The sequence below is a fragment of the Chryseobacterium paludis genome (genome assembly GCF_025403485.1).
Taxonomy (GTDB): domain Bacteria; phylum Bacteroidota; class Bacteroidia; order Flavobacteriales; family Weeksellaceae; genus Chryseobacterium; species Chryseobacterium paludis.
On sequence record NZ_CP099966.1, the window covers coordinates 1,330,739 to 1,356,677 of the forward strand.

Sequence of the window (25,939 nt, forward strand, 5' to 3'; positions counted from 1 at the left end):
TAAGTTCATTCATAGTAACCTAAAAACAGATAAAAAATGAAACATAAAAGGCAGATATATTTTCTGCAAAAAACGGGCATTCTAGTATTTACACTCTTATTTTTTAACCTTGCAGAAGCCCAACAGCAGCTTATTGAATTAAGTGGAATTATCAAAAATACAGATACTCAAAAAGGTATTACCGCAGTAAAGGTTCAGGTTGAAAATACACAAGACACCTCATTAACCGATCAGCAGGGAAATTTTAAAATAAGAACAAGGGTTAAAATACCATTCAGAATTATCATCAATAAAGAAGGCTTTACCAGTCAGACGGTTGAAATCCTTTCTCTTTCAAATAAAATAGCCATCGAGCTCAACCCTCAGAATGCAATCATAGACGAAGTGGTTATTTCAGCCTCAAGGGTTCCTGAAAAAGTATTGCGATCACCTATAGCTATTGAAAAGATTGATATCAGAGCCATCCGTGAGAGTCCGGCTGCGTCATTTTATGAAACACTGGAAAATGTAAAAGGTTTACAGCTTTTAACTTCCAGTCTGACTCTAAAAATCCCTAATTCCCGGGGTTTCAATTCACCCAATAATTTCCGCTTTATGCAATTGGTGGATGGTGTTGATGTACAGTCGGCTACTTTGGGAGTCCCCTTAGGAAATGCAATAGGACCAACGGAACTGGATATTCAGTCTATGGAGGTGACTCCGGGAGCTGCATCTGCTCTTTATGGAATGAATGCCATCAATGGATTGGCAAGCCTTCAAACCAAAGATCCTTTTACTTCTGAAGGACTGAGCGTTTACTTCAGGGGTGGTGTGAATCATGTAGACAATGTTAATCACAAAATAAGTTCTCTGGGAGAAAGTGCAATACGTTTTGCAAAAGCTTTAAATAAAAATCTGGCCGTAAAAGTCAATGCCTCTTATTTTAGTGGTGTCGATTGGATCTCTAATAATCAAACCGATCAGAATGCCAATCCATTAATTACCGCTAATCCCAATTTTCCATTAACGAATAACCCTGCCGAAGATCTTTGGAATAAATATGGAGACGAAAGAAATAACCGAGTTGCCGTAAAAGTGGATTATAATGGAAAACCTACGACATTCAATGTTTCAAGAACGGGTTATTTGGAGAAGGATCTGGTAAGTCCCGAAGTAAAAAATATAAAATTTGATGCCGGATTATATTATCGTTTTGGCGATCAGTGGAGAGCATCATATGTCTATCGATATGGATTACTGGACGGAACTTTCCAAAGAGGGAATAAGATCAGGTTACAAAATGCAACGGTCCAAAATCATAAAGTTGAACTAACGGGCAAAGAACTTACCTTCAGAGCTTATGTATCTATAGAAAATACCGGAGATTCTTATAATTTAAAACCACTGGCTGATAATCTGGATCTGACCAATCTTTCCAATACCAATTGGAAAAACATATTTCAGTCGGCTTTGCAAAATAATATTAACTCTGGTATAAACCTTAATGATGCTTTTATTCTTGCCCGGAGAGAAGCAGACAAAAATAGAGTAGTCCCGGGAACTTATGCTTTTGACCAGCTAAAAAATACTATTATTGGGATCAATAACTGGGATTCTGCCAATGGAGGGGTTGTTGGAGCTCCGGCAACTGGTGGGGCTAAACTCGAACAGAAATCCCGCTTTTATCAGGGAGAGCTTACATACGATCTCAGCAGATTTGTGAAAATATTTAATTTACTTGCCGGTATTGATTATCGCTTATACAGCATAACACCGGACGGAAATAATTTTGTTGATTTTGACAGACCGGTTAAGGAGAGAAATATTCCTTTATCCAATGGTACATTTGGTAAAGATGTTATCTATCAAAAATATGGTGTTTTCGCACAGGTAACCAAGCTTTTCTTTGATGATAAATTAAAGCTTAATGCCGCTTTACGTGTTGACAGGAATCCTGAATTTGAGGCAAAACTAAATCCAAGAATTAGTATTGTCTATTCTCCTGTCAATCAGCATAACTTCAGGGCATCTTTTCAAAACGGATATCGTTTTCCTTCACTGTTTGAAGCCCTTTCATTCGTCAATAACGGAAATGTAAGAAGGGTTGGAGGATTATCTAAAGTGAATGAAGGATTAGGTTATCTGGACAATTCATACACATTGGCCTCAATCGACAAATTTACGTCTGCTGTGAATGCGGATGTAGATGGAGGAAAAACGCCAAATCAAGCGGCTTTGGATAACAAAAACCTTTTAATGGTTGCCAACCTGCAAAAGCTACAGCCTGAAAAGATCAATTCATTTGAAGTGGGTTATAAATCAGTTTTCTTTAATAATAAGTTGGTTTTAGATTGGGATTTCTACTATAACATCTATGAAGGATTCCTTGGCCAAGTTGAAGTGGCTGTTCCTAAAAATGGTAAAGTAGGCAGTGAAAATGCAGTTCTTGATATGATTGATCGCAGCAAACAGGATCGATACAGGGTGTATACCAATAGCAACAACACCTATAAAAGCTATGGAACTTCTTTGGGTATCCGTTATAATATTGTAAAAAATTACAACATTAATGCGAACGTTTCTTACAATGATCTGGCTTCAAATACTGATTCAGATCTGTTTATTACCTCTTTCAATACGCCGAAATGGATGGTGAATGTAAGTGTAGGAAATAGGGAAATTATCAAGAATATTGGGGTTACGATCGTAGCCAGATGGCAGAATCAATTTTTATGGGAGAGCCCGTTAGCTTCAGGAAATATCCCGGCTTATTATACCGTTGATGCTCAGGCCACCTGGAAACTTCCGGAGATTAATGCCAATGTGAAAATCGGAGCTACCAATCTTCTTAACAGACGTTATTTTCAATATGCAGCAGGTCCGGAAATCGGTGGGTTATACTATCTCGCCTTTACTTATGATTTAAAATTATCATCAAAATGAGCAACTCCTTATATCCCGTATTTCTAAAACTAGAGAAGTTATCATTATTAATTATTGGTGGTGGTAAGGTGGCTCTCGAAAAATTAGAATCAATACTAGGTAATTCTCCTAACACCTTTATTAAATTGGTGGCCAGGGAAATTATTCCAGAGATTAGATCTTTACAGTCTCAATTTCCTAATTTAACGATATACGAAAGGTCTTATAACATTTATGATTTTAAGGATATTGATCTGGCCGTTATAGCAGTCAATGATATTGTAATAGCCGGGCAGATTAAAAATCACGCCTATCAACATAATGTGCTCGTTAATGTGGCTGACAAGCCTGATCTGTGCGACTTTTACCTAGGTTCGATTGTAAAAAAGGGCAGTCTTAAAATCGCTATTTCAACCAATGGAAAATCACCAACCATTGCCAAGAGATTGCGTGAAACTTTCACAGAAGTGATCCCCGACGAAATGGATCACGTACTGGACAATATGCAAAATATACGCAATGAGCTAAAAGGTGATTTTAATTATAAAGTGAAAGAACTGAACAGAGTGACAACCCAATATATCTCTGATAGAAAAAATAGCCCTTCAAAATCAGATCTGGAAATTGAAAAATTAATCAAAATCACCAAGATAGCCCAAAGAAAAGCTAATATTTATCTGGCTATTATAGGAGTTCTGCTTCTTGTTGGGGTATTCGGACTTATTATTTATCAGTTTGATCTGTCCGATGCTATTCAGGTTTTTCTCAGCAAAGATGGTCACATCTTTTATTGGATGTTGCTTGCCGGTTTTTTGGCGGAAATCGTTGCAGGATCAATGGGAATGGGCTATGGAGTAATATGTACAACCATTTTATTATTGCTTAATGTTCCGCCACCAGTAGTTAGTGCCAGTATTCACTCTGCCGAATCCTTTACGACAGCGGCTGGAAGTTTTAGTCATTATAAATTAGGAAACGTCAATAAAAAAATGGTTTGGGTATTGTTTCCATTAGCCATTGTAGGTTCAGTGATTGGAGCATTAACATTATCCCATTACGGCGAATATTATGCTCATATTGTAAAACCCATTATCGCTTGTTACACCTTATACTTGGGACTAAATATTTTAAAAAATGCTTTCAAGGAAAAGAAAACAGGTCTTGTTAAAGCTAAAAAGAAAACAAACCTTAGAATTTTAGGACTGGTTGGCGGCTTCATCGATTCTTTTGCTGGTGGCGGATGGGGTCCTTTGGTTACGGGAACTTTAATTAAAGAAGGAAGGAATCCCCGTTATGTTGTGGGAAGCTCAACAGTAGCTAAATTTTTGCTCACCATCACCAGTGCGATCACCTTTATTTTTACCATTGGAATTCATCATTGGAATATCGTATTGGGACTTTTGCTGGGTGGCGTTTTTACAGCTCCTTTTTCAGCCATGCTTACCACAAAGTTACCGACTAAAAAAATGTTTGTGGTTGTAGGTATGGTGGTTATTGTAATGAGCCTTATCACCATTGTAAAATCTTTATTATAAATAAGAAAAGCTCCCTTTGGGGAGCTTTCCATAAAATGCCTCTGGTTTAAAAAATTTTATTCTATCCACAGATGTCCTGCGGAATAGGTTTTTGCTTTTCCTGCAATGATTACCCGCTCACCTTGATCTTCACAATATAATTTCCCAAGCCTTTCGGAAAGTTGTATGGCAAAAAGATCTTTCTTTCCCAATCTCTTCGACCAGAAAGGAATTAATGAGCAGTGTGCAGAGCCTGTTACAGGATCTTCCAGAATACTGGATTGTGAGGTAAAATATCTTGAAACGAAATCGCTGTCATTTCCTTTCGCTGTGATAACCACACCACCAGGATCTAAATTAATAAGATCAAAAGTCTGCCTGTCAATTTTGATGTCTTTTATATCCTCTTCGGTATCATAGACCAAAACATAATCTCTTGACTTGAATACTTCTTTCGGCTGAATATTTAATGATTTAGAAATAATATCCGGTAAAACAGATGGTACCGGCATTCTGGAAGGAAAATTAAGCTCATACAGTCCATCCTGAAAAATAACTTTCAATTCACCACTTTTTGTTTCAAAGATAATTTCATCCCTGTTATAGTTTAGAATCGAAATCAAACAGTGAGCCGTTGCTAATGTTGCATGCCCACAAAGATCCATTTCAATTTCTGGAGTAAACCATCTCAGATGTATTGTTGAACCGTTGTCGATAAAAAAGGCTGTTTCAGCTACTGCATTTTCCATGGCAATCTTTAGAAGTGTTTCATCAGGAAGCCATTCTTTCAAAGGAACAACGCATGCCGGATTTCCTCTAAAAAGTTCATCTGTAAAGGCATCGATTTGATATAATTCTAATTTCATAATTACGGATATAAATTGTATTCAGTAAAAGTAAAAATTTCTTTTCGTCTTCATTACTAAACTGAGATTATAAAAGGGTTTTTCAACGATTAACTAAATATTTGTTTTTTCTAAAGCTATCAATTCCAAGTCCAACACATCCATGTGATAGGAAAAGTGTTAAAAACAGTAAATACAAGGTTTGTGGTAGGTAAAGGAAATAACTCAACCATGTAAAAGGATCCATTTCGTATACTCCGGTTTCTGGTTTAACAGGAATAAGCTCTTTGGGAATTGTAGCCAGATCATGGGTAAATAACGCGACAAGTATAATGATGATCAGGAAAACAGAGCTAAGTCTGGTCCATAAACCTATCATCAAAAACAGTCCAAATATACACTCACAAAATGCCGTAAAATTAGCCGTAAATTGTGGAAAAGGAAATCCTATATTGCTAATGGTATTAAACATATACCCTTGAAATATGGGATGGAATAATTTATTGAAACCTGCTATAAAGAAAAATAATCCGATTAATATTCTGCAGATGATATAAATATTTTTGCTGTTTTTTTCGAAGTTTGATATTGTTGTTTTCATTATATTTTTTAATTTATTTTAATTAAATAACATTGACAAGATTCATGAAAGAAGTTCCGTCATGTTAGTTTAAAATTAGATAATAATTTGAGTATTGGAATAATTGTATTCCATTTTCGTAAAGATTCAGATTTGGTTTATCCGTTCATATCTGGGATATAAATTATCTGATACCTTATTAGAAATTAAGGTATTAGTTTATGTCGAATAACGATCTGAAAATTAAATACTTATTTTGGGCGGAATCCAGATTGAATTAAAAAAAGAAGAATAGGGTGGGTCGTCATATAAAAAGAACCTATTTTCTATATCCTGGTCAATACTTTTATGGCATCTAAAAGATGAAAAAGAAGCCACAAAGAATGATGAAAAACTGTAGCAATAATTGTTATTGCATTTTATTGGAGTTCTATTGTTTTCCTGAAGATAGATCTTACTGCATTTTTTATGAGAATTTGCTTTAAACCTATGATAAGTATTTAACGCCTTTAAAGATAAATGACTGTAATCTGTTTTAAAAATGAACAAATGGGTTAGCATTAAAAATATATTAAATACCCTTACATAATGCCATAAACCAATTTCTCTCATCATAAACTTCCCTAAAAACGGTAACAAATATAATAAAATATTTATGGGAGTTACTTTCATGATTGGTCTAAGAATTTGATATTTATCAGGCGGATAATCATTTCTATTCAATAGTTTTGTAGCAAAGAAAACATAAGGTATTAAAAGAATTTGACGAATTATGAAAAAGAGATTATTATTCCTATTACTACTCCTATTCAGCTATATCATCTCAGCACAGGATGCTGATAATTCCCTTCAGGGTTATTACAAAGCAACAAATGATAAAACATTTTACAACAGTTTTAACTTCGATGGCAATGGGAAAGTTCTAATATCCGATATGGATTATGGTGATTATTTTACACGAAATGATAGCCTGATCATCTATCCTGATAAAAGCATATTTATTTTTAAAATTAAAAAAGGGAAACTTACAGGGGTTTCAAACTGGGTAGAAAAGGGTATTTGGATTCCCAAAAAGGACAGTTCGGAAATCAATAACAGAAAAAATCCCGTAGATGCTCAAAAAAAAGCACAGCTTTTAGCCGAATACTATGATAAAACAAAAAGCTCTTCAAAATCTGATCTCGATTTTGAAACCTTGCTTTCCGGTAAAACTGCTGGAGTAAATGAAGAACTTTGTAACAAAGGTTTAGCCAAAGCCTGTATGAACCTTTTCGGACTGAAAATGATGGAATATACACCTGGCCTATTAAGTGATCTTGCAAAGATTGCTTCAAAAAAAATAAAACCTCATCCGGAATTAATTGCATTATCAAAGAAAATAATAGACCTCGGTGAACCCGAAGGATACACGGTTTTAGGAAGCTATTACTACACATTGGGATTAAAAGATAAAGCTTTTAAAACCTGGGACGAAGGTGAGAAAAACGGAAGCCTGAAATCTGGAACCACAAAAGCACTGATCGAATTTCAGGAAGGTATAGAGAAAGACGCAAAATAAGATTAATCCCCTTTTACTATTCAATTAAACATTTGTCTGAATTCAAGCGGAGAAACAGATGTTCTGTTCTTGAATAATCGGTGGAATGATTGCGGATATTCAAAGCCCAAATGATAACCAATTTCAGAAACTGACATAGAAGTTGTTGACAGTAATTCCTTAGCCTTTTCTATTAATCTGTACTGTATATGCTGCTGTGTTGTTTGTCCGGTATGAATTCGCAATGTATCACTCAGATAGTTTGGGCTGATGTGAAGTTTTTTTGCGATAAATTGCACGGAAGGTATACCATTGATCATTAAATTATCATTTTTAAACTGTTCGTCAAGTAAAGTTTCCAGGTGGTTTAAAAGATCATTGTTTACTTTTTTTCTTGTTAAAAATTGACGGTTATAAAAACGGTCTGAGTATTTTAAAAGCAGATCAATATTAGATATCAATAAATCCTGGGTGAAAATATCCATATTATTTTCTGTTTCTCTTCGTATATTATCTATGATATCCGTAACCAACTTTTCTTCTTTTTCAGAAAGATGCAAAGCCTCATTAGCAGAATACGAAAAATAACCATAATCTTTGATAGCAGAAGCTAATGGATATCCCTGTAAAAAATCGGGGTGAATAACAATCACACTGCCTTTTACTTCAGACAACAGGATATTTTCAAACTGTACAACCTGATTCGGTGCAATAAAATACATAATCCCATCTTCAAAGTCATAGTAATGCTGCCCATACCTGAACTTTCCTGCACATTCATTTTTAATCGCAATAACATAGAAATCCGTACTTACAGTATTAAGAAGAGTTTCATGATGCACAGAAACTTCATTAAAATCAAAAACACTGATCAGTGGATTTGAAGGCCTTTTAAGGTTCAAATAGCTGTGCAATGCGGTAATTGAATTTATTTTTTCCGGTGTTTTCATTTTTTATATTATTAAATAATGATACATCTTAAATTGACTATTATATTAAAGCCTGCTGTTCTTTCTTTATTTGCTCTATTCCCTTTCTATAGGTTGTTACCTCAAAATCAGGAAATCTATTTCTGAATTTTGAATCATCAAAAAGATTGTCATATCCATATCTTGGCAGCAATTCCTGCAGCTCTTTTGCGTTTTCATTGAATAAAGCACTAAGCTTAAAAGCAAATTTAGGAATTGTAAAATATTTAAATTCCTGCCCATAAATTTCAGAAGCTAAAGCAATAAACTCCTTGTAAGTTAATTTATGATCATCTACCGGAAGATGCCAGGTCTGTCCGAATGCATCAGGAGTATTTCCAATTAGAGCAGTGGCCCTGCTTGCATCTGGAGTCCATATCAGACTTCTTAACTTATCATCTCTCAATGGTACTTTGAGCTTTTTACTTTCTTTTATTGCATCAAAAATAAAAGCGTTTGTAATACTTTGTGTCTTACCAGGACCATAAAACTCAGGAGCTCGACAGATTACTATTTCTATTTCTCCTGCTTTCATTTCTTTTAAAAGCATATCTGCCATTTCTTCTCTCACTCTGCCTTTCCTTCCAATTGGCGAAAAGCGGGTGTTCTCAGTGAGAACCTTGTCGTTTTGCGGATACATATAGGTATTGTCAAAAAACACCAATTTACTTCCATTGATTTTACAAGCTTCGATTACATTTTTGGTAATGAGAGGAAATCGTTTTTCCCATAGATCAGAATTCATAGGCAGTCCTAAAGTAAAATAGGCAATTTCACTCCCTTTTACAGCTTCAATAGCATTTTCTCTAACAGATAGATCTGCAGAGAATATTGTATCTGTAGGATTCACTTTCTTTGCGTTTCTGCTCACGATTCTAATATCAGAAGTAAAGTTTCGTTTCAGTTCTCTTGCCAGTTCTTCACCAATCTGGCCATTGGCACCTAATATAGTCTGCATGATATTGTGTTTATACTTTTTTCTAATGCAAAATTCGGGCATAACCTTAAATAAATGGTATCTCAATTACTTGAGTTCATAACCATATCTCTGTTATGAATAATTATTACTCATTTACTAATCTTATTTATTCTAAGAAAAAATACTGCAAAACACTGTCTTAAACTGTATTCTTGAACACTATGAAGAATGTGTATTTATACTAAACTTGTATATTTGCCAAAATATAACATTCATTCACAACACAAAATTATTGATGGTGACACCTCATGCCTCCCATAAGCTTATTCCAATGACCACTTTCGTTCTTGAATATTATTCAAACGAAGGATATGCCGATCTTCAGACATTAAATCTGGTGAATAACTATGCAAACCTGCTGAAACATCCCTTAACTCTTGGAATGTTTGTTCCTGTAGATCCAGATGGAAACATTTTGAAAGAACCTAAAAATTATTTAAGCTGGAAATCTCTTGAACATAATACCCAAAAAGAAAATGATAACTTCGGAGGTCCCGGATTTGAAGAAAACCGCATCTACCAAAAGGCAGAACAAAACTGTTTTTTTGAAGGTTTTAAAGTAGCTTATAATGGGTATTCAGTGGTGAGAATTGTGGCATCCTATGATGATTCTATTGAACTCTCATTTAACAAGATCGATTTGAAATTTCAGACATTTGAAGACATTGAGTCTCTTACAGTTTTCGATGAAATATATTTAAGTTCTACCGCTTTGAAGGTTATTGGTATCAAATAATACAATTCTTATTATTTTTTTTCAAATGATTAACAGTTAGTTAGGAAAATATTCATCATATTTACATAACAAACCACTAAATTATTTAAAATGAAAAATTTCAAAAAAATTTCAAAAGAGGATTTAAAAACAATCAAAGGTGCAGCTTCGGTATGCCCAAAAAATCATTACTGGTGTACACCTTCAGGAGGCTGTATTCCTAATGAACAAACTTGTTGTTTATAAGCCAGAGGACCATCATAGCAATCCATAAAAAGATTGTATAAATTTCAAAAACCCCTAGCTAAGCAGGGGTTTTCTTAATAATGTCTGAGCTCACTATTTCTGTCTTTTTAAGAAGAAGAATTAAAAACGAAACAGCTAAACACAACATACTTGACCAAATAATTTGATGAATACCAAAATGGGCAATCCAAAAACCTCCAATACTTGTCCCTAATGTAACAGCAATATTTCCACAAGAAGTAAAAATACTGTTAATAAATTCACGCGATTCAGGTGCTGAAGAAGTTACATTAATATTGCTGATGAGAAAACCACCAGAATGCACCAGGCCCCAGATCGCTATCATGATGGCAACCGATATAAATTCTGTCCCTAAATTATAAAGTAAAAGATGCACAACACCTAAAGACAGGATAAATAAAAGTGTAGTGATATAGATGCTTTTAGATAAAAATTTACCCGCCAACTGATTGCCAAAAATTCCGGCAACTCCAAAAATAAATAAGAGAATACTTATTTCCTTGCCATTCATTCTATTTACTTTTCCCAGATAATCAGCCATATATCCATAAGTAGCATACATTGCCGCAATGATAAAACAAGCTACCAACAAGTTGATCCATAAAACCTTCTTCTTAAAAATACTACTATTTGTACCTGCTGCTTTTTTATCCGGAATTGGAATGTTCGGTAAAAAGAGCAATATTCCAGCAAATGAAATAACATTTATAACAGCATAAAGGATAAAAGATGATTGCCAATTAAATACATCTGCCATTAATGTAGCAATAGGGATACCCAGAATACTTGCAATGGTAAAGCCTCCAAAGACGATACTTACAGCCCTGGGAGCTTCTTTTTCGGAAACTAAATTAGCTGCGGAAGATAAAGCAATAGACCAGTAAACAGGATGAAAAAATCCAGGTAAAATTCTTGCAACAAGCAGAAATCCAAAATTGGGGGCAATGATAGAAAGTAAGTTGGAGAAAGCAAAGATCCCTAAAACAAATGCCATTAAATTTTTTCTTTTAAAAGAAGATAAAAGCATCATCATAAATGGTCCGGAAACAGCAACTGCTAATGCAAAGCCACTCAATAACCAACCTGCTTTCTCAATACTTACATCAAATGCAGTTGCCAATTGCGGCAATATACCAATCACACCAAATTCAGTGGTACCAATACCAAAGATGCCTAACGCCAAAATGTAAAGTGTTCTTTTTGATTTCATTTAAAATATTTTTTGCAAATTTGCAAAAAGCACTATCAATAAATCATATACTTACTAATAAGTGATATACTAACCTTTTAGAAAGTGTAAGCAAAATTAATTTCATTTTATGCCTGAGTTTTTCCACGATAAAAGACTATACTATACCCCTATAGAGTTTGCATTAAGCCATATAGGAGGAACCTGGAAAATGCCTATTTTGTGGCGTTTGCAGGAGAAAGCGTTGCGATTTAATGAACTAAAAAAAGACATTCCACACATTACTGATAAAATGCTTACCAGTCAGCTCAGAGAGTTGGAAAGTAAAGGATTGGTTAACCGAAAAGTTTTTCCGGTCGTCCCACCAAAAGTAGAGTATAGCTTAACAGAAAAGGGAGAAAAAGCAATTCCTGTCATAGAAACTATTATGAAATACGGTTATGAATTGATCATTGATGAAGGTATCGAATATCCACCAAAAAAGAAGGAGTAATTAAAACAATTGGTATTGTTGTTATTCTTTAATCGAGTTTTTTGTTATGAAAATTGTCAATCTTTTTCTCTAACATTTCTTTAAAATTATTAAAAGCATCAACCTCCTCCTGTGTGTTACTCAAGGGTTGGGAAGGCCGTGGATTACTAATTGCCCAATGGCATGATCTACTATCAGTAAATCGGAGTTTAAAGCCTCGATACATGAAATACCATGGTGAAACGATTTTTATAATATCTCTAAAATAAATTCTCCCATAGAGATCTGATTCCATATGATCCGGGTAGAATACAATACGTTCTTTTCTCCACATCCACCGGATAGAGATAAAAGATAATATAATAAATTCAATGATGCTGATACCTAGCAGCCAATTGATATGAATATCTATTATTTTTCCTCCGATAACCGTTATCAGAAGTAATAGAGGAACGCTGAGTGCACATTGTGCAGCACGTTGGTTATCTGGCATTACAAATTCAAAAGTTGATGTAGGTGTCAATGATGATCAAATGTTTTGGTAAATATACTAAACCCTTCTATTACAGGCCATGTTCCAGCTCATTCCCACATTAAGCTTTCTTACAAAATACAGTCAGTAGTTATACGTATTTCCCTTTAAGTAGAAATACTCTTGTTTCTCTTTATTTCCCGTCGTAAATTTAGGATACTAAATCTTAATAACCATGGAGACCAGAAACCATTACAAAACGGGGCGCAATTCCGAAAAGCCAAATGAGTAGGGAGCGAAAAAACTGAATATTATGAATCATGTAAAGTACAGGGTTGGAAAATGGCTTCCTTCCGACAGGAATTTTCTAAATAGCTGGATAGAAAAGAAGGTCAATCAGGCCAAACATTCTAAACTTGCCATAAATCCGGCTATTGCTGATCTTAGAGATACCATATACAATGATCCAATTTTGTATATGAGCTTCACCAGTATGTATGATGAAATTCCGCAGGGTTACAACGAACCTGTAAAAAACTTTGACACCATGCTTCTCGTCATGAATCAGATTCTACAGGAAGCACCATGCTACAGCACGATAGAGAATACAATAGGACTGGTTGGCTTTCCCATCAATGCTATTTTAGATTGGGCAATGGGAACCAGTGGCGGATATTTAGCATTCACCAATACGGTGGTTAACGAAAAACTAAATGTGATCCTGAACGAATGGAAATTATTTCTTCAATCTGAAGCTTCAAAATATGTTCTTGCCAACGGTCCGATACATCAGCCACAACCAGATTACACCAATCCGGTTGGCTGGTTTTCACCGGAGGCTCTGGAAGCAATTGCCGCTATGGATCCGTTGAGAGGGCAGGGCAATGATCCACAGGATGCATTATCCAATTTTATATATAACTATCAATGTCAGCCCACTCAGCCTTATTTTGGTTATAAAAGCTGGGATGATTTCTTCACCCGTGAGTTTAATCCCGGTGTAAGGGAAGTAAGCAATGCGGACAAAGATCCTTCCGTTATTGTAAGTGCCTGTGAATCGGCTCCCTATAATTGTGTAACCAACGCGATGATGAGAGATAAGTTCTGGATGAAAGGACAGCCCTATTCACTAGTGGATATTATGAACAATCATCCGCTATCACAACAATTTGGAGACAACAGTACCGTATATCAGGCATTCCTTTGTGCCAAAACATACCACAGATGGAACAGTCCCGTTGATGGAAGAGTAATTGCCATTCAGAATGTGCCGGGTACGTATTATGCTGAAGCTCCTGTAGAAGGTTACGATCCTGCAGGTCCTAATGATTCTCAAGGCTATATTGCCGAATTGGCGGCGCGTGCATTGATCTTTATACAGTCAGACAATCCAAAAATTGGATTGATGTGCTTTGTAGCTATCGGTATGGCAGAAGTTTCCAGTTGTGAGATCACCGTAAAAGTAGGAGATCATATCAAAAAAGGAGATCCAACAGGGACCTTCCATTTTGGTGGATCTACCCATTGTTTAATTTTCAGACCAGGAGTGAATATCGATTTTGATTTCCATGGACAGACCCCAAGTTTAAATACCTATAATATTCCAGTAAAATCAAGGATTGGGGTAGTAAAAGGTTAATTTATTTTAAAATAAAACTAAAGAAAGAGTTATGTGATTTCAATGTAACTCTTTTTATTTTTCGTATCGTAACTTTCCTAAATAATCTTTCCAAATTTTACCGTAATGTTTTAATAAACGGTTGTTTAAAGTGGCGTAAAAAACTCAATTTTAGTAGAATTAAGAAAAATGTTTTTTTTGATTTTTGTCAAGAGGAAAACTCCTCATTCCAAACTACTTTTGTTAATAAAATACATCATGTTTATAGGACACTTTGGACTTTCATTTGCAGCTAAAAAGGCTGCACCACAAGTTTCACTAGGAATTCTCTTTATTGCTACTCAATTTGTAGATATCCTTTGGCCCTTTCTCCTCATTTTCAACATTGAAAAGGTAGCTATTATACCTGGCTATACGAAGACAAATGCTTTTGAATTTTTATTATACCCTTATACACATAGTTTACTCATGAATATAGTATGGGGTGTCATCGTAGGATTTATTTACTGGCTTGTTAAAAGAGACAGACAAGGTGCAATCGTCGTGGGTATCTGTGTGCTAAGTCACTGGTTTCTTGACTTAATTGTTCATGTTGCGGATTTGCCATTGACACCTTTTAATGATTATAAAGTGGGTTTTGGTCTTTGGAATCATGTCATGATTACGCTATTTACTGAGACTGCAATATTCTTAATTGGTACATCTGTTTATGCTGCAATTACTAAAGCCAAAAATAAAATTGGAAAGTGGGGATTATGGATATTGATTGCTTTACTTTTAATGATCAACCTAGCCAATACTTTTGGCCCGACACCCCCTGATTCAATAATGACATTATTTATATCTTCAATTATTGCATCAGTACTTATTATCTCGTTAGCCTATTGGGTAGATAAAAACCGGGAGATTAAAAACAATATTTAATTTATGAAGAGCTATACAAGTCTTTATAATTAATGAAGATTGCTTATTTTAAAATGGCTCAAATAGTATTAATTCTTTAATCCGATTTATATTGTAAAGATTCTATACCTTTAACAGATTTTATTTTTATAAATTATCCTATAACAGATAGTGCATGAAAGAACCTGTTTACATTAGTTTTGCCAATAAAATTGCGCAAATGATAGAAGATAAAACCTATAAGCCAGGAGATAAATTGCCTTCATTAAGGAGTTTACATCAAAAGAAAGGCTTAAGTATTGGTACAATATTACAATCATTCAATTATCTAATGGATAAAGGATTAATAACTTCCAGAGAAAAATCGGGATATTTTGTCAATGACAACATGCATAAAAAGTTACCCCTTCCTAACGTATTGCCTGTTTCATTGGAACAAAACACTGTTAAGATCGATCAACTCTTACAAAAACTGCCTTTTAAAAATGACAGTAAAAATTTTGTATCTTTTGCTAAAGCCCTTCCAGATAATAGATTATTACCTTTCAATAGTATCAAAAGAGCAATACAGCAAACTTCAAGAGATATCAGTGGAAGCTACCTGACATTAGAAGGTAGAAAAGGCAATCAGAAGTTACGGGATGAAATAGCCAAAAGATCTTTGATCTGGAAAGGAGTAATTCATACTGATGAGTTAATTGTCACTAATGGGGCGACGGAAGCTATTTTTTGCTGTCTTAAAGCAATAACACAACCGGGAGATACTGTTTTAGTCCAGGATCCTTGTTTTCATGGTATTATGCAGGTATTGGAATGTTTAAACCTCAAAGTATCTACAGTACCTTCACATCCTGAAGAGGGGATATCTATTGAAAATGTGAAAGAAATCTGCGGAAAAATGCAGGTTAAGGCATGTATTTTTGTCAGTAACTTTAACAATCCTGATGGAGCCAGCATCAATACTGAAACAAAAAAAGAACTTGCTGAATGGGCTAATTCTTCCCAAATACCAATAATAGAAGATGATATTTATGGTGAACTATTTTTTAAAGGAAGCAGGCCAGATACCATCAAGACCTATGATACCCATGGATGGGTATTGTATTGTAATTCATTTACAAAAACATTAATTCCAGGCTTTCGGGTTGGATGGTGTGCTGCTGGAAGATTTACCGATCAGGTAGCCAGAATTAAATACATCAATAACCATTCAACTTCCAGTTTCGATCAAAGAGTAATTTTACAATTATTACAGTCCGGGCTTTTTGAACGTCATCTTCAAAAATTCAGACTTGAGTTGCATAAAAATCTAAACCGAACCATTGATCTTATTCAACAATCTTTTCCTGAAAACACCAAAATAACCAGACCTAACGGCGGCGTTATGATTTGGATCGAGCTCCCTGATCATATCAATACGACCTATTTTTTAGATACGGCATTTAATAACGATGTATCTTATGTTCCCGGAGAGGTATTTTCATCAAAAGGAGAATATCGAAACTATATTCGTGTCAGCTATTGCAGTTTATGGGAGAATAAAGTAGAAAAAGCCCTGATTAAGTTAGGGAATCTATTTTCTGCTATCCCTGAGGTCTAGCTAGTTTGGTTTTATTTATAAATCTGTTACACTTAAATTTCCAATATCTGTATCTGTTATAAGTTTATTTATAGTTATAGCTTTGTATTACAAATTAATACTACACTATTAGCATTGATAATCATTACAAAATCATCTTTATAAATAGGGTAGATAGGTATGAATCATATAACAGCAAGTAAAATGGAAACAAAAATTTCAACGCCTGATAGATGGAATAAAATCAGAGTCGCCTATATTGAAGAACCTCCTTTCTATTGGACTGAAGAGCATCTTGTAAAAGGTGCAGACATCGAGTTGGCCGAAGTTGTACTTCGAGCGATAGGTGTTTCTTCCATCGAATATCATCTTACTACGTTCGAAGAACTTTTACCTGGTGTAAAGACAGGTCGATGGGATATGAACGTACCCATTTTCGCTACAGCAGAACGTGCTGAGAAAGTAGCTTTCAGCCTTCCGGTTTGGTCGCTTGGCGATGGATTCGTTGTACAAAATGGCAATCCAAAAACACTAACCAGCTATGAAGCTGTGGTAAGGAACAATGATGCTCTGCTAGGAGTAATTCCAGGACAACTACAATATGATGCTGCAAAATTTGCTGGTATACCTGATAAGCAGATTGTCATGTTTAACAGTCAGCCAGATGCAATCGCAGCTTTATTAGCAGGGAAGATCGACGCATTTGCGGCTACAGCAATTGGTAATCGTGCTATTGCCGATGCACATCGAGAGCTGGAAGCAGCCCCACATCAGATAACTAAAGATAGCGGCGCATCAGTTGGTGCTTTCTCTTTCAGTAAAAATAATCAAGACCTTTTACAAGCTGTAAACTCGCAGCTCCGCAAATATATAGGATCAACTGACCATCGTTTGCGGGTAGCAAAATACGGAATCACACAAACCGAGATCGACAGTGTGGTAGGTGATAAATAAAGCAAGATTCAGATTTTTCAGCCTTCAAATGAGCCTGATATTTGTGACGTATAAAATACAATACTATGGAAATTAAAAACTGCGTAATGAGTGATGTCAATGAGATAATGTCGCTTTATGAAGCTGCACGGAATTTACAGGCCCAAAGACAAATGGTCATATGGCCTTTTTTCGAAAAAACTTTTATTGAAAAAGAAATAGACGAGAAACGACAATGGAAAATAGTTGATGATCACAACAACATCGCGTGCATCTGGGTTATCGCGTTTGAGGATCCGGAAATTTGGGGTGAAAGGGATAAAAATGATTCAATTTATGTTCATCGCATTTCTACTCATCCATCATTTCGGGGACACCGATATATTGATGATATTGTAGAGTGGTCAAAAGAATACGCAAAACAATCAGGAAAACAATTTATACGTCTTGATACCTTAGGAAACAATACCAAGCTTATTCAACACTATACCTCAGCGGGGTTTAATTTCTTAGGAATAGAAAGACTGACAGACACTGCAAATCTTCCGTTACATTATCAAAGGGAACCCAATTGCTGTCTATTTGAAATTGACTTAAAAGACAAGAGCATTAATACATAAACTTCTTTCTAATAAAAATCTCTCATATTCCAAGGAAATAATATGAGAGATTTTCATATTGAAATAGAATATCTATTTTCTCCTTATAAATTAGAAATAAACCTATTGAAGCTTTCCTTATACTCACTTCTGCTTTTTAGATCACCATGTCCTCCTTTAGAAATTACAGTCATTTCTTTTTCCTGAGTTTGAAGATTAGCAAATATCCGCTCTGAATGGTCAGGAGGTAAAACATCATCCTGCTCACCATGAATCAGTAAAGTAGGAATAGTAATTTCATCAGCTCTAGCTGCAGTATTGAGTTGATAGGCAGGTGCCTGATTTCCAAAAATATCAATTTCCGCAATAGAAGAGTAGGGACTTTCAAGAATGAGAGCCTTAGCATCTTTTTTAGTTGCCAGATAGGCGGCCATTGAGGTTCCCATAGAATAGCCGTAAAGGATTATATCTTCGGGACGATATCCTAATTGTAGTGCATAATCATAGATCTGTTCGGCATCATTATACATATTTTGTTCCCCGTCAATCATTCCTGTTGATTTTCCAAAACCACGATAGTCAGTAACCAAAACATTGTATCCCCAATCTAATATCATAGAATGGTTATCAAGAAAATTCTGCATGTTTTTCGCATTTCCCTGAAAATAGAGCAAGAGTAACGGACTTTTTGTCGTCTTATGATAAAGACCATTTAAGTTAACTTCTGAGGCAACATTAATAAAAATCTCTTCAACATTTTCAGGCAATTCAAATTTGTAATCCTGAGGCAAAAGAATGGGTTCAAAAATAAGTTCGGTTTGTTTTTTAATATCCATTTAGCTATTTATTATTTGGTATTTGATTTTGTGCTAAGATCTGTGTCGCATTTTTTCGAGCCAGTTCAATGGGCCATTTGTTCTTAAAGATTTTGCTTTCAACAGTTGCAGCCTCATAGAGTAGGTAAATGGTGTCGGATATTTCAAGTGCCTGAGCTGAATTGGTAAATATCTTCGTTGTGAGTTGATATAAAAATTCCCGGAATTTTTGTTTATGAGCCACTGCCATTGTTGTAATTTGATCATCCTGATCAGTAACTTCCGTTAAAATATTAATTAAACGGCACCCGTTAAAATGATTGATCTGGGCATACTTTTCTGAAAATGAAAAAATAGCAAGAAGCTTTTGAGTAGGATCAGAATAAGCCTCTAGTTCTTCTTCAATCCCTTTGAACCATTCTTCGCTGGATTGTTTTACATAAGCATGACCGAGCTCTCTTTTTGAAGGGAAATGATTGTATAAACTTCCTTTAGCGACATTCGCCTCTGCAATGATCTGATTAATCCCCGTCGACTGATAACCCTGAAAATAGAAGAGCTTATCAGCTGTTTCCATAATGCGATTCTTTGTATCCATGAAACAAAGGTAATATTTTAATTTAAAAATTAGACAGATCTGTCTAATTTTTATTTAAAATACTGATTATCAAATAATAAATTTAATAACTTGTAAAAAGTTGAACTTTTTGTCCGATAGAATAATAAATAAAAGGTTATTTACCCATAAAGCTTAAGATTAATTGTGTGACCTCTTCAGGCTGTTCTTCCATTAAAAAATGACCAGTTCCCTTAATTTCCTTCATTTCTAAATTTATGGCATACTGTGATAAAGAAAATTTAAGCATTTCATAACTTTCATTGCTTGCAATACCCATTGTAGGCACACGAATAGTTGCCATTGTTTTTATATCCTGAATGTCTTGAGTAAATGTTTGGTACCAAGCATTTGAGGCCCTTATAGAATCTTTGTCAGCATAAGCGTTTGCATACACTTTACGGTCAAAATCATTAATCGCTGATTGATCTTGTAAAAGATGATCGAAGATCCAATCCTGGATCATATGGAATCGTCCCTCTGTCAATTTTTCTGGTAGATCTTTAACCTGATTGAAAGCCACCCCACCAGGGATATACAGGGGCGCCTACAGGTAACATTGGAAGTTTATACATATTTTCGTCAGGATGCGGGGTGTCTAAAACGATGAGTTTCTCGGTATTTTCTGGAAAATGCCCAGCAAAACTAATGGCAACACCCGCCCCAATATCATGCCCGGCAATACTTATCTTTTCATATCCAATCTTTTTAGTCAATGCCAATATATCAGCAGCCATATTTTTCTTTGTATATCCATCTTCAGGCTTATCGGAACTTCCCATTCCTCTGATATCTACAACAATCACATGGTGTTTCTCTGCCAATGCCGGCATTATTTTATGGAAGCTCCACCAGGTCTGCGGCCAACCTGCAATGAGTACAAGAGGTGAACCTTTTCCACCAGTAACATAATGTAATTTAATACCATCCTCCAAGTGTTCGATATGGCTGGTAAATCCGATTATCAATTTTACAAGTTCGTTATCCTGATAATTTTCCAAATGTTGATTTGCCAATTTTGAGTCCATATTGCTTAATTATTTATTGATTGTTTCAATCCTATACTGCCTTTAAAAGAAGACCAGGCAAACTTTTTCAGATCATTACCCGCTACCTCTTCATTACGCAATGCAGCGATGGCAATATCAATGATACCTCCAAAAAGATTGTAGATCCAGGCAACTGTAAATCTATTATCAACCATCCTGTCTTCCTGAAGCTTTTCTACAATTCTAAACCATTTTGCTTTAACATCGTCGTATAACCCTTCTTCATTACTTACTACTTCAGAATAGCCACTGCGTTCAAAACGTTTTTTTACAAATGAGTATTCATTACCAATACTAAGAGCCGCATAGAACATATTTTCCATTTGAACAATCGGTTCATTACTGCTCTGGTAAGCAGCTATCATTGTTGCATTACATGTTGTCATCATTTTTTGCTTACACTGTTCGATAAGAAGATTTTTATCTTTAAAATACCTGTGAATTGTTCGTCGGTTTATTCCAATATGATTAGCGATATCATCAATTGTAGCAGCATCATTACCATTTAATACATGTACTGCTGCTTCTATAATTTTGTCTTCTGTACTTTTCATAACACAAATATATGACAAATGACACACTTATGTGACATTTATTAGTTTTTTTTACAAATTCTTAAAATTGAAAAAACTTTCTTTAAGGGAGAATAAGGAACACCACATTTCACAAAAATGAGCCTGGATATTTGTCTAAAGGCATTTTATAAAGGAAAAATCACAAAAGCGATATCCTCATCAAATACCACTTATATTAATGAAATATTAAGTTATAAGAATATTTAATTATTTTTTCCAAAAAAATAGAAGGGTATTGTAATTTTTCATATCTTAGTGATGTATTAACCACATAAAAATTTTATATCATGAAAAATTTTAAAAAATTAAACAGAGACGAGTTGAAATCTATTTCAGGAGAAGGATTACTTGATCCAATCGGAGGTCTAATTGGAGGAGTTGTTGGAGCTGTTGCTGGAACTGTTGGAGGTATCGTTGGCGGTGTTGCTAGCGGTGTTGGAGGTATCGTTGGTAACGTAGTAGGTAACTTAGGAAATGGATTATGCCAAGTACAGTGTGAAATCAATAATGTAATCCACATCAGATTACTTAATTGTGGAGCTACTACTTGCTAAAAAAACAAGTATTAAAAGTATACCGCTCTTTTTAGAGCGGTTTTTTTTGTAGAAAATCAGCAATAAAAAAATAGAACCCCTATAGTACATGATATTGGGGGCTCTTGTAAGCAATCATTGTGCAACATACAATCTGCAGTTAATGGAGTAGCTCAAATTACTTTTATTTGAATCTACTTGTTAATATAATCAAGTATTTATTAGTTAGTTATTCCGCTCTTTTCAGAGCGGTTTTTTTATGGGCTCCCAATTAATTTGTCACTAAAAAAACACCTCTCAAAAAAGAACCTGTGAAAAAGGAATTATAGTCAAGTGATCGGGAAAATCAGTCATCAGTGCTTTAAGACACAGCCTTTATCTTAGCCTCTTATTATTTCTAACCGACTAAAAAAATGAACAATGAAACAATTAAAATGTCATGAATTAGCCCCTCTATTTTTGCGGATAGCTATAGGAATAGGCTTCATAATACATGGATGGGCTAAAATCAGTAGAGGAGGGCCAGGTTTTGAAAAGCTACTGACATGGATTGGAGTTCCTTTTGCCCATTTAAATGCTGAAGCAGTTCCTTATATAGAGCTTTTGGGAGGAATGGCTATCATAACAGGATTCTATATCCGCTTTACATCCATCCCACTTATGCTAACGATGCTGGTCGCATTATTTTCCATCCATATCAAATTTGGCTTTAGTACAGTAAACACTATTGGATTGTCTGAAAGTGGGCCTAAGTTTGGTCCTCCGGGATATGAAATTAATATCATTTATATTGCTGTACTGCTAAGTTTTATTTTGACGGGCGCAGGCAAATATTCAATTGATCATTGGGTCCTAAACAAAAAAAACGATGAGATCTAAAGCTTTTCCTTCAGGAATTAAATAAAAACAGCCAACCCATAAAAACTAAGTAATCAGATAGCACCATGAATCTTGCATATAAAAATCAAAAAACCTTAGCAGAATGCAAACTTCTTATTCAAGAACCTGAATTCAACAGAGCATTCTACGGGAAAGATCTCGCAGATAAATCACTGACGATCAGCTGGAACAAAGGAGCTTCCCAAAAGATATGGATCGATGATATTCAATATGATTTTCCTGAAGATAGTATCTTATGCTTAATGACCAATCAATCCTTTCATTTTATGCATCCTGAAAACATCATAGCCTGGCAGTTCAATCGGGATTTTTATTGCATAGAAAACCATGATCAGGAAGTCAGTTGCGTCGGCTTTTTATTCTACGGATCAGGTCCGATGATGTTTATAAAATTAAATGAGGAAGAAAAAAGGAAAATAATTTTACTCATTCATATATTTGAAGAAGAGTTTAGTGAAATTGATGACATACAAGAAGATATGCTGCGTATGCTTTTAAAAAGACTAATTATCATCGTGACGCGTATTGCCAAGAAACAATTTATTGATAAAGCGTTAACAGATTCAAAGCTCGACATTCTGAGACAATACAATCTTTTGGTTGAGCATCACATAAAGTGAAATTTTACGCCGAACAACTTAACCGATCACCAAAAACTTTAGCCAATTATTTTGCACTTTACAATCATAAATCTCCATTGATGGTTATTCAGGAGAGGATTTTTTTGGAAGCTAAGCGCCTATTGATTTACACCAATAAATCATCTAAAGAAATTGCTTATGAATTGGGTTTCGAAGATGTCGCTTATTTCAGTAATTTTTTCAAAAAAACAGCACTGGTTGCACCTACTTTATTCAGAAAAAACAAAAATGAATTTAAACAAACTGAACCGTAATAAATGCTGTTCATATCTTATCATAGTCCTTTTCCTCATCTTTTCGGGAAATTATTCTATTCTTTAAAGCCTTCTCAAGTCGGAAATTTGCATCAGTAATTTAATGTAAAAACTTATAAACATCTTTAAAATGAAAAATTTCCGAGAATCAGAAAACAAATCAATGCCAGTTCAGTCTAATACTACAGTCAATTCCAAGGTACTGAAAATAACCAATTGGGTTGATGATTTTAATGTTCCATTTATAATGGGGAGCGCATCGATGATTATAATGCTTTTATGGGCAGGCTCTTACAAAATGACTGGTCCGGGAGCAGAAGGTATCATTCCTTTAGTAAGCAACAGCCCTTTAATCAGCTGGCATTTCAAGCTGTTTGGCCCTTATTTAGGTTCAGATATCATTGGAATTACAGAAATTGCAGCAGCGATTTTAATGATCATTGGGTATTTCCGTCCAAAAGTGGGAATTGTCGGGGCATCTATCACTATAATTATGTTTATAACAACAGGTTCTATGTTGATTACAACACCTGATACCATTACTCTTGTAAAAGGAATAGGATATATGTCTTTTCTTGGACTATTCTTATTTAAAGACATTGTTGCTTTGGGGGTAAGTCTATTTCTTATAAGTAGTTATCGTAAAAAAGTTCCTTCCAAATTTTAGTGCTTTAAAGTCAGGTTCATTAAAATTCCTAAAATAATGACTACAATACCAAATGTGGTCATTCCCAATATATAAGAAACAAGGGCCTTTACATAACTCATAGCCTTTGTTTTATCGAAAAATTGACCAACGGCCCACGAAAAATAGATAAAGACAATAGCTGCGGCAGCCTTCATTAATGGAAAATTAGTTAATCCTTCAAAAAGTGCAGAAACAGAAAATATCAACATTTCCATTCCAAGTATAAAACATAATAGGATTAATATTTCAAAAAAATTATAATCATATTTTCTGAAAAATACTTTCAACCAAAAAGCAATAAAGACTCCCATTATAATATTTGCATATCCATAATGGCTTTGAATCCAATCGTTAATCACATTGACTTCTGTTCCTTTTGTTGCATCATCATACTTAATATACGCTTCTTCAATATGGAAAAAATGACTGATCAAAGTATAAATCAGCGATGCTACAATAATGAATATCACAGGTTTTACAAGTCTGCTTCTATTTTCATTAATAAAATTCTTTATATTTTGTCCGGGTCTTACTAATAATTCCCGTATGGTATATAAAATACCTCTTTCAAAATGTAAAACATGTTCGATTTCATGCAAGATATACCGACCATCAATTCTTTTTGGTTTTACAGTTTGTTTGCAGTTTGAACAGAATTCTTCACTCATAATTCGAATGGTGTTTATTAAACGGTACTATCTTTTGTAAATGATTTTTTATCATATGGCCGGAACTAAATCCTACCGCAAAAAACGATAAATCATTTTAAACCAACTTTACACCTTTGTTTAGTTTTTATTATTTTTATCCAATGGAAAATGAAAAAAATTCATTGCTTAATCGAAATAGGATAAAAACAATATCTGACGAAGATAAACTTCAGTTTGGCGATTATCTGGAGGTCGTAAAGTCTTTTGCGAAAATTACTTATCAAAGTGTTTATGTAATCGATTATAAGGAAATGAAGTTTGAATATGTTTCAAACAATCCTTTGTTTTTATGCGGCTATTCTTCGGAAGAAGTATTTGAGATGGGTTATGAATTTTATTTCAACAATGTACCTAAAGAAGATCTTGAGCTACTGAGCATGATCAATACACTTGGATTTGATTTTTATGATAAGCTGCCTAAAGATGCTGACAGAAAATTATACAGCATTTCTTATGATTTTCATTTAAAAGGTAAGTATGATAAGCCTGTTCTTATCAACCACAAATTAACCCCTCTTTTCCTCAGCGGAAATGGTTCTTTATGGAAATCATTGTGTATAGTATCTATTTCGCATAATCAAAAGGCTGGGAATGTAACTATAAATAAGCAGGGTTCAGATCAGTTATGGAAATTGGATCTATCCAAAAAAATTTGGATCACAGAAAACAAACCAACACTCAAAGAAAAAGAACTGAAGATACTTCGGTTATATGCTCAGGGATTAACGATCAATCAGATTGCAGAAAGAATATTTGTTTCACCGGATACCGTCAAATATTACAGGAGAAAAATTTTTGACACTTTTGGAGTTAAAAACTTTACAGAAGCACTTGCTTTTGCTACCAATCATAAGATTATTTAAATGAAAAACAAAGCAGGAAAGCTCTACTTTGGTTTCTTCGTTTTATGATCTTAGAAATCCTGTTTTGTACTGAGTACCATCTATTCTGAAGGCACAGATTTTCATTTGATCTTATTTTTAATAGTCTTAGTCATGATCAATCATCTAATAGGATAAGGAAACTGAATAATGGTATCAAAAAACTCCCACAAAAATTGCAGGAGTTTGGAATATGGAATAGGATA

The 25,939-nt window shown here is 34.6% G+C and carries 29 protein-coding genes; 17 read left to right on the plus strand and 12 right to left on the minus strand.

The window, feature by feature from the left end:
- Window positions 1-36 precede the first annotated feature (36 nt).
- Entirely contained in the window at window positions 37-2,922 is a 2,886-nt protein-coding gene (locus tag NG806_RS05725; RefSeq protein ID WP_261512312.1) for a TonB-dependent receptor, read from the plus strand.
- Window positions 2,919-4,436: a TSUP family transporter gene (locus NG806_RS05730; RefSeq protein WP_261512314.1), complete on the plus strand. Its 1,518-nt coding sequence runs from the start codon at window positions 2,919-2,921 to the stop codon at window positions 4,434-4,436. Before NG806_RS05725 ends, NG806_RS05730 begins: the two co-directional genes overlap by 4 nt.
- Window positions 4,437-4,492: 56 nt before the next feature.
- Here NG806_RS05730 and NG806_RS05735 read toward each other — a convergent pair whose 3' ends face one another.
- Entirely contained in the window at window positions 4,493-5,281 is a 789-nt protein-coding gene (locus tag NG806_RS05735; protein ID WP_261512315.1) for a PhzF family phenazine biosynthesis protein, read from the minus strand.
- 82 nt (window positions 5,282-5,363) lie between these two features.
- Window positions 5,364-5,861: a DoxX family protein gene (locus NG806_RS05740; protein WP_261512317.1), complete on the minus strand. Its 498-nt coding sequence runs from the start codon at window positions 5,859-5,861 to the stop codon at window positions 5,364-5,366.
- A gap of 751 nt (window positions 5,862-6,612) precedes the next feature.
- Between NG806_RS05740 and NG806_RS05745 the strand changes: the two genes are divergently transcribed.
- Window positions 6,613-7,398 (plus strand): hypothetical protein, encoded by a 786-nt coding sequence (locus tag NG806_RS05745; RefSeq protein ID WP_261512318.1) that lies wholly within the window; start codon window positions 6,613-6,615, stop codon window positions 7,396-7,398.
- 20 nt (window positions 7,399-7,418) lie between these two features.
- Here the strand turns inward: NG806_RS05745 and NG806_RS05750 are convergent, their stop codons facing one another.
- Both NG806_RS05750 and NG806_RS05755 read right to left on the minus strand, forming a co-directional pair.
- Window positions 7,419-8,327: a helix-turn-helix domain-containing protein gene (locus tag NG806_RS05750; RefSeq protein WP_261512319.1), complete on the minus strand. Its 909-nt coding sequence runs from the start codon at window positions 8,325-8,327 to the stop codon at window positions 7,419-7,421.
- Between the two features lie 40 nt (window positions 8,328-8,367).
- Window positions 8,368-9,303, minus strand: coding sequence for an NAD-dependent epimerase/dehydratase family protein (locus NG806_RS05755; RefSeq protein WP_261512320.1), 936 nt, complete (start codon window positions 9,301-9,303; stop codon window positions 8,368-8,370).
- A gap of 256 nt (window positions 9,304-9,559) precedes the next feature.
- Here NG806_RS05755 and NG806_RS05760 point away from each other — a divergent pair, with 256 nt between their 5' ends.
- Window positions 9,560-10,060: a hypothetical protein gene (locus tag NG806_RS05760; protein WP_261512321.1), complete on the plus strand. Its 501-nt coding sequence runs from the start codon at window positions 9,560-9,562 to the stop codon at window positions 10,058-10,060.
- A 90-nt stretch (window positions 10,061-10,150) separates the two neighbouring features.
- Window positions 10,151-10,285, plus strand: coding sequence for a bacteriocin-like protein (locus NG806_RS05765; RefSeq protein WP_261512322.1), 135 nt, complete (start codon window positions 10,151-10,153; stop codon window positions 10,283-10,285).
- Between the two features lie 58 nt (window positions 10,286-10,343).
- Here NG806_RS05765 and NG806_RS05770 read toward each other — a convergent pair whose 3' ends face one another.
- Window positions 10,344-11,516 carry an MFS transporter gene (locus NG806_RS05770; protein WP_261512323.1) on the minus strand — a complete coding sequence of 391 codons (1,173 nt, stop codon included), beginning with the start codon at window positions 11,514-11,516 and terminating at the stop codon, window positions 10,344-10,346.
- A 109-nt stretch (window positions 11,517-11,625) separates the two neighbouring features.
- Between NG806_RS05770 and NG806_RS05775 the strand changes: the two genes are divergently transcribed.
- A complete protein-coding gene (locus NG806_RS05775) occupies window positions 11,626-11,988 on the plus strand; it encodes a winged helix-turn-helix transcriptional regulator (protein ID WP_261512325.1) in 363 nt (120 codons plus the stop codon).
- 28 nt (window positions 11,989-12,016) lie between these two features.
- Here the strand turns inward: NG806_RS05775 and NG806_RS05780 are convergent, their stop codons facing one another.
- Complete coding sequence (locus tag NG806_RS05780; RefSeq protein ID WP_214824673.1) at window positions 12,017-12,490, minus strand: hypothetical protein; 474 nt, start codon at window positions 12,488-12,490, stop codon at window positions 12,017-12,019.
- A gap of 262 nt (window positions 12,491-12,752) precedes the next feature.
- Between NG806_RS05780 and NG806_RS05785 the strand changes: the two genes are divergently transcribed.
- The 5 genes from NG806_RS05785 (at window position 12,753) to NG806_RS05805 (ending at window position 18,092) form a co-directional block, all read left to right on the plus strand.
- Entirely contained in the window at window positions 12,753-14,078 is a 1,326-nt protein-coding gene (locus tag NG806_RS05785; protein ID WP_261512326.1) for a phosphatidylserine decarboxylase family protein, read from the plus strand.
- A gap of 237 nt (window positions 14,079-14,315) precedes the next feature.
- The gene (locus tag NG806_RS05790) at window positions 14,316-14,981 is read left to right on the plus strand and encodes a metal-dependent hydrolase (RefSeq protein ID WP_261512327.1); all 666 of its coding nucleotides are present in this window, start codon (window positions 14,316-14,318) and stop codon (window positions 14,979-14,981) included.
- Between the two features lie 154 nt (window positions 14,982-15,135).
- Complete coding sequence (locus NG806_RS05795) at window positions 15,136-16,560, plus strand: aminotransferase-like domain-containing protein (RefSeq protein WP_214824667.1); 1,425 nt, start codon at window positions 15,136-15,138, stop codon at window positions 16,558-16,560.
- 183 nt (window positions 16,561-16,743) lie between these two features.
- Window positions 16,744-17,493 (plus strand): transporter substrate-binding domain-containing protein, encoded by a 750-nt coding sequence (locus NG806_RS05800; RefSeq protein ID WP_261512328.1) that lies wholly within the window; start codon window positions 16,744-16,746, stop codon window positions 17,491-17,493.
- Between the two features lie 65 nt (window positions 17,494-17,558).
- The gene (locus tag NG806_RS05805) at window positions 17,559-18,092 is read left to right on the plus strand and encodes a GNAT family N-acetyltransferase (RefSeq protein ID WP_261512329.1); all 534 of its coding nucleotides are present in this window, start codon (window positions 17,559-17,561) and stop codon (window positions 18,090-18,092) included.
- Window positions 18,093-18,175: 83 nt separating this feature from the next.
- Here the strand turns inward: NG806_RS05805 and NG806_RS05810 are convergent, their stop codons facing one another.
- From NG806_RS05810 to NG806_RS05830, 5 genes are all read right to left on the minus strand, one after another.
- Window positions 18,176-18,907, minus strand: a complete 732-nt coding sequence (locus NG806_RS05810) for an alpha/beta hydrolase (RefSeq protein ID WP_261512330.1) — start codon at window positions 18,905-18,907, stop codon at window positions 18,176-18,178.
- Between the two features lie 4 nt (window positions 18,908-18,911).
- Window positions 18,912-19,484 carry a TetR/AcrR family transcriptional regulator gene (locus NG806_RS05815; protein ID WP_261512332.1) on the minus strand — a complete coding sequence of 191 codons (573 nt, stop codon included), beginning with the start codon at window positions 19,482-19,484 and terminating at the stop codon, window positions 18,912-18,914.
- A 136-nt stretch (window positions 19,485-19,620) separates the two neighbouring features.
- Window positions 19,621-19,989: an alpha/beta fold hydrolase gene (locus NG806_RS05820; RefSeq protein ID WP_261512333.1), complete on the minus strand. Its 369-nt coding sequence runs from the start codon at window positions 19,987-19,989 to the stop codon at window positions 19,621-19,623.
- A 16-nt stretch (window positions 19,990-20,005) separates the two neighbouring features.
- The gene (locus tag NG806_RS05825) at window positions 20,006-20,530 is read right to left on the minus strand and encodes an alpha/beta fold hydrolase (RefSeq protein ID WP_261512335.1); all 525 of its coding nucleotides are present in this window, start codon (window positions 20,528-20,530) and stop codon (window positions 20,006-20,008) included.
- A gap of 5 nt (window positions 20,531-20,535) precedes the next feature.
- Window positions 20,536-21,105: a TetR/AcrR family transcriptional regulator gene (locus NG806_RS05830; protein WP_261512336.1), complete on the minus strand. Its 570-nt coding sequence runs from the start codon at window positions 21,103-21,105 to the stop codon at window positions 20,536-20,538.
- Window positions 21,106-21,413: 308 nt separating this feature from the next.
- On the opposite strand from NG806_RS05830, the gene NG806_RS05835 reads away from it, so the two are divergent.
- From NG806_RS05835 to NG806_RS05855, 5 genes are all read left to right on the plus strand, one after another.
- Window positions 21,414-21,680 carry a bacteriocin-like protein gene (locus NG806_RS05835; RefSeq protein WP_214824657.1) on the plus strand — a complete coding sequence of 89 codons (267 nt, stop codon included), beginning with the start codon at window positions 21,414-21,416 and terminating at the stop codon, window positions 21,678-21,680.
- A 399-nt stretch (window positions 21,681-22,079) separates the two neighbouring features.
- A complete protein-coding gene (locus NG806_RS05840; RefSeq protein WP_261512337.1) occupies window positions 22,080-22,538 on the plus strand; it encodes a DoxX family protein in 459 nt (152 codons plus the stop codon).
- A 65-nt stretch (window positions 22,539-22,603) separates the two neighbouring features.
- Entirely contained in the window at window positions 22,604-23,179 is a 576-nt protein-coding gene (locus NG806_RS05845) for a hypothetical protein (protein ID WP_261512338.1), read from the plus strand.
- A complete protein-coding gene (locus NG806_RS05850) occupies window positions 23,176-23,454 on the plus strand; it encodes a helix-turn-helix domain-containing protein (protein WP_261512340.1) in 279 nt (92 codons plus the stop codon). The genes NG806_RS05845 and NG806_RS05850 overlap by 4 nt, the downstream gene beginning before the upstream one ends.
- Before the next feature lie 130 nt (window positions 23,455-23,584).
- The gene (locus NG806_RS05855) at window positions 23,585-24,121 is read left to right on the plus strand and encodes a YkgB family protein (protein ID WP_261512341.1); all 537 of its coding nucleotides are present in this window, start codon (window positions 23,585-23,587) and stop codon (window positions 24,119-24,121) included.
- Here NG806_RS05855 and NG806_RS05860 read toward each other — a convergent pair.
- Window positions 24,118-24,810, minus strand: a complete 693-nt coding sequence (locus tag NG806_RS05860) for a DUF3667 domain-containing protein (protein WP_214824656.1) — start codon at window positions 24,808-24,810, stop codon at window positions 24,118-24,120. The two genes, NG806_RS05855 and NG806_RS05860, sit on opposite strands and share 4 nt — an antisense overlap.
- A 143-nt stretch (window positions 24,811-24,953) precedes the next feature.
- Between NG806_RS05860 and NG806_RS05865 the strand changes: the two genes are divergently transcribed.
- Window positions 24,954-25,715: a response regulator transcription factor gene (locus NG806_RS05865; protein ID WP_214824655.1), complete on the plus strand. Its 762-nt coding sequence runs from the start codon at window positions 24,954-24,956 to the stop codon at window positions 25,713-25,715.
- Window positions 25,716-25,939: the final 224 nt, after the last annotated feature.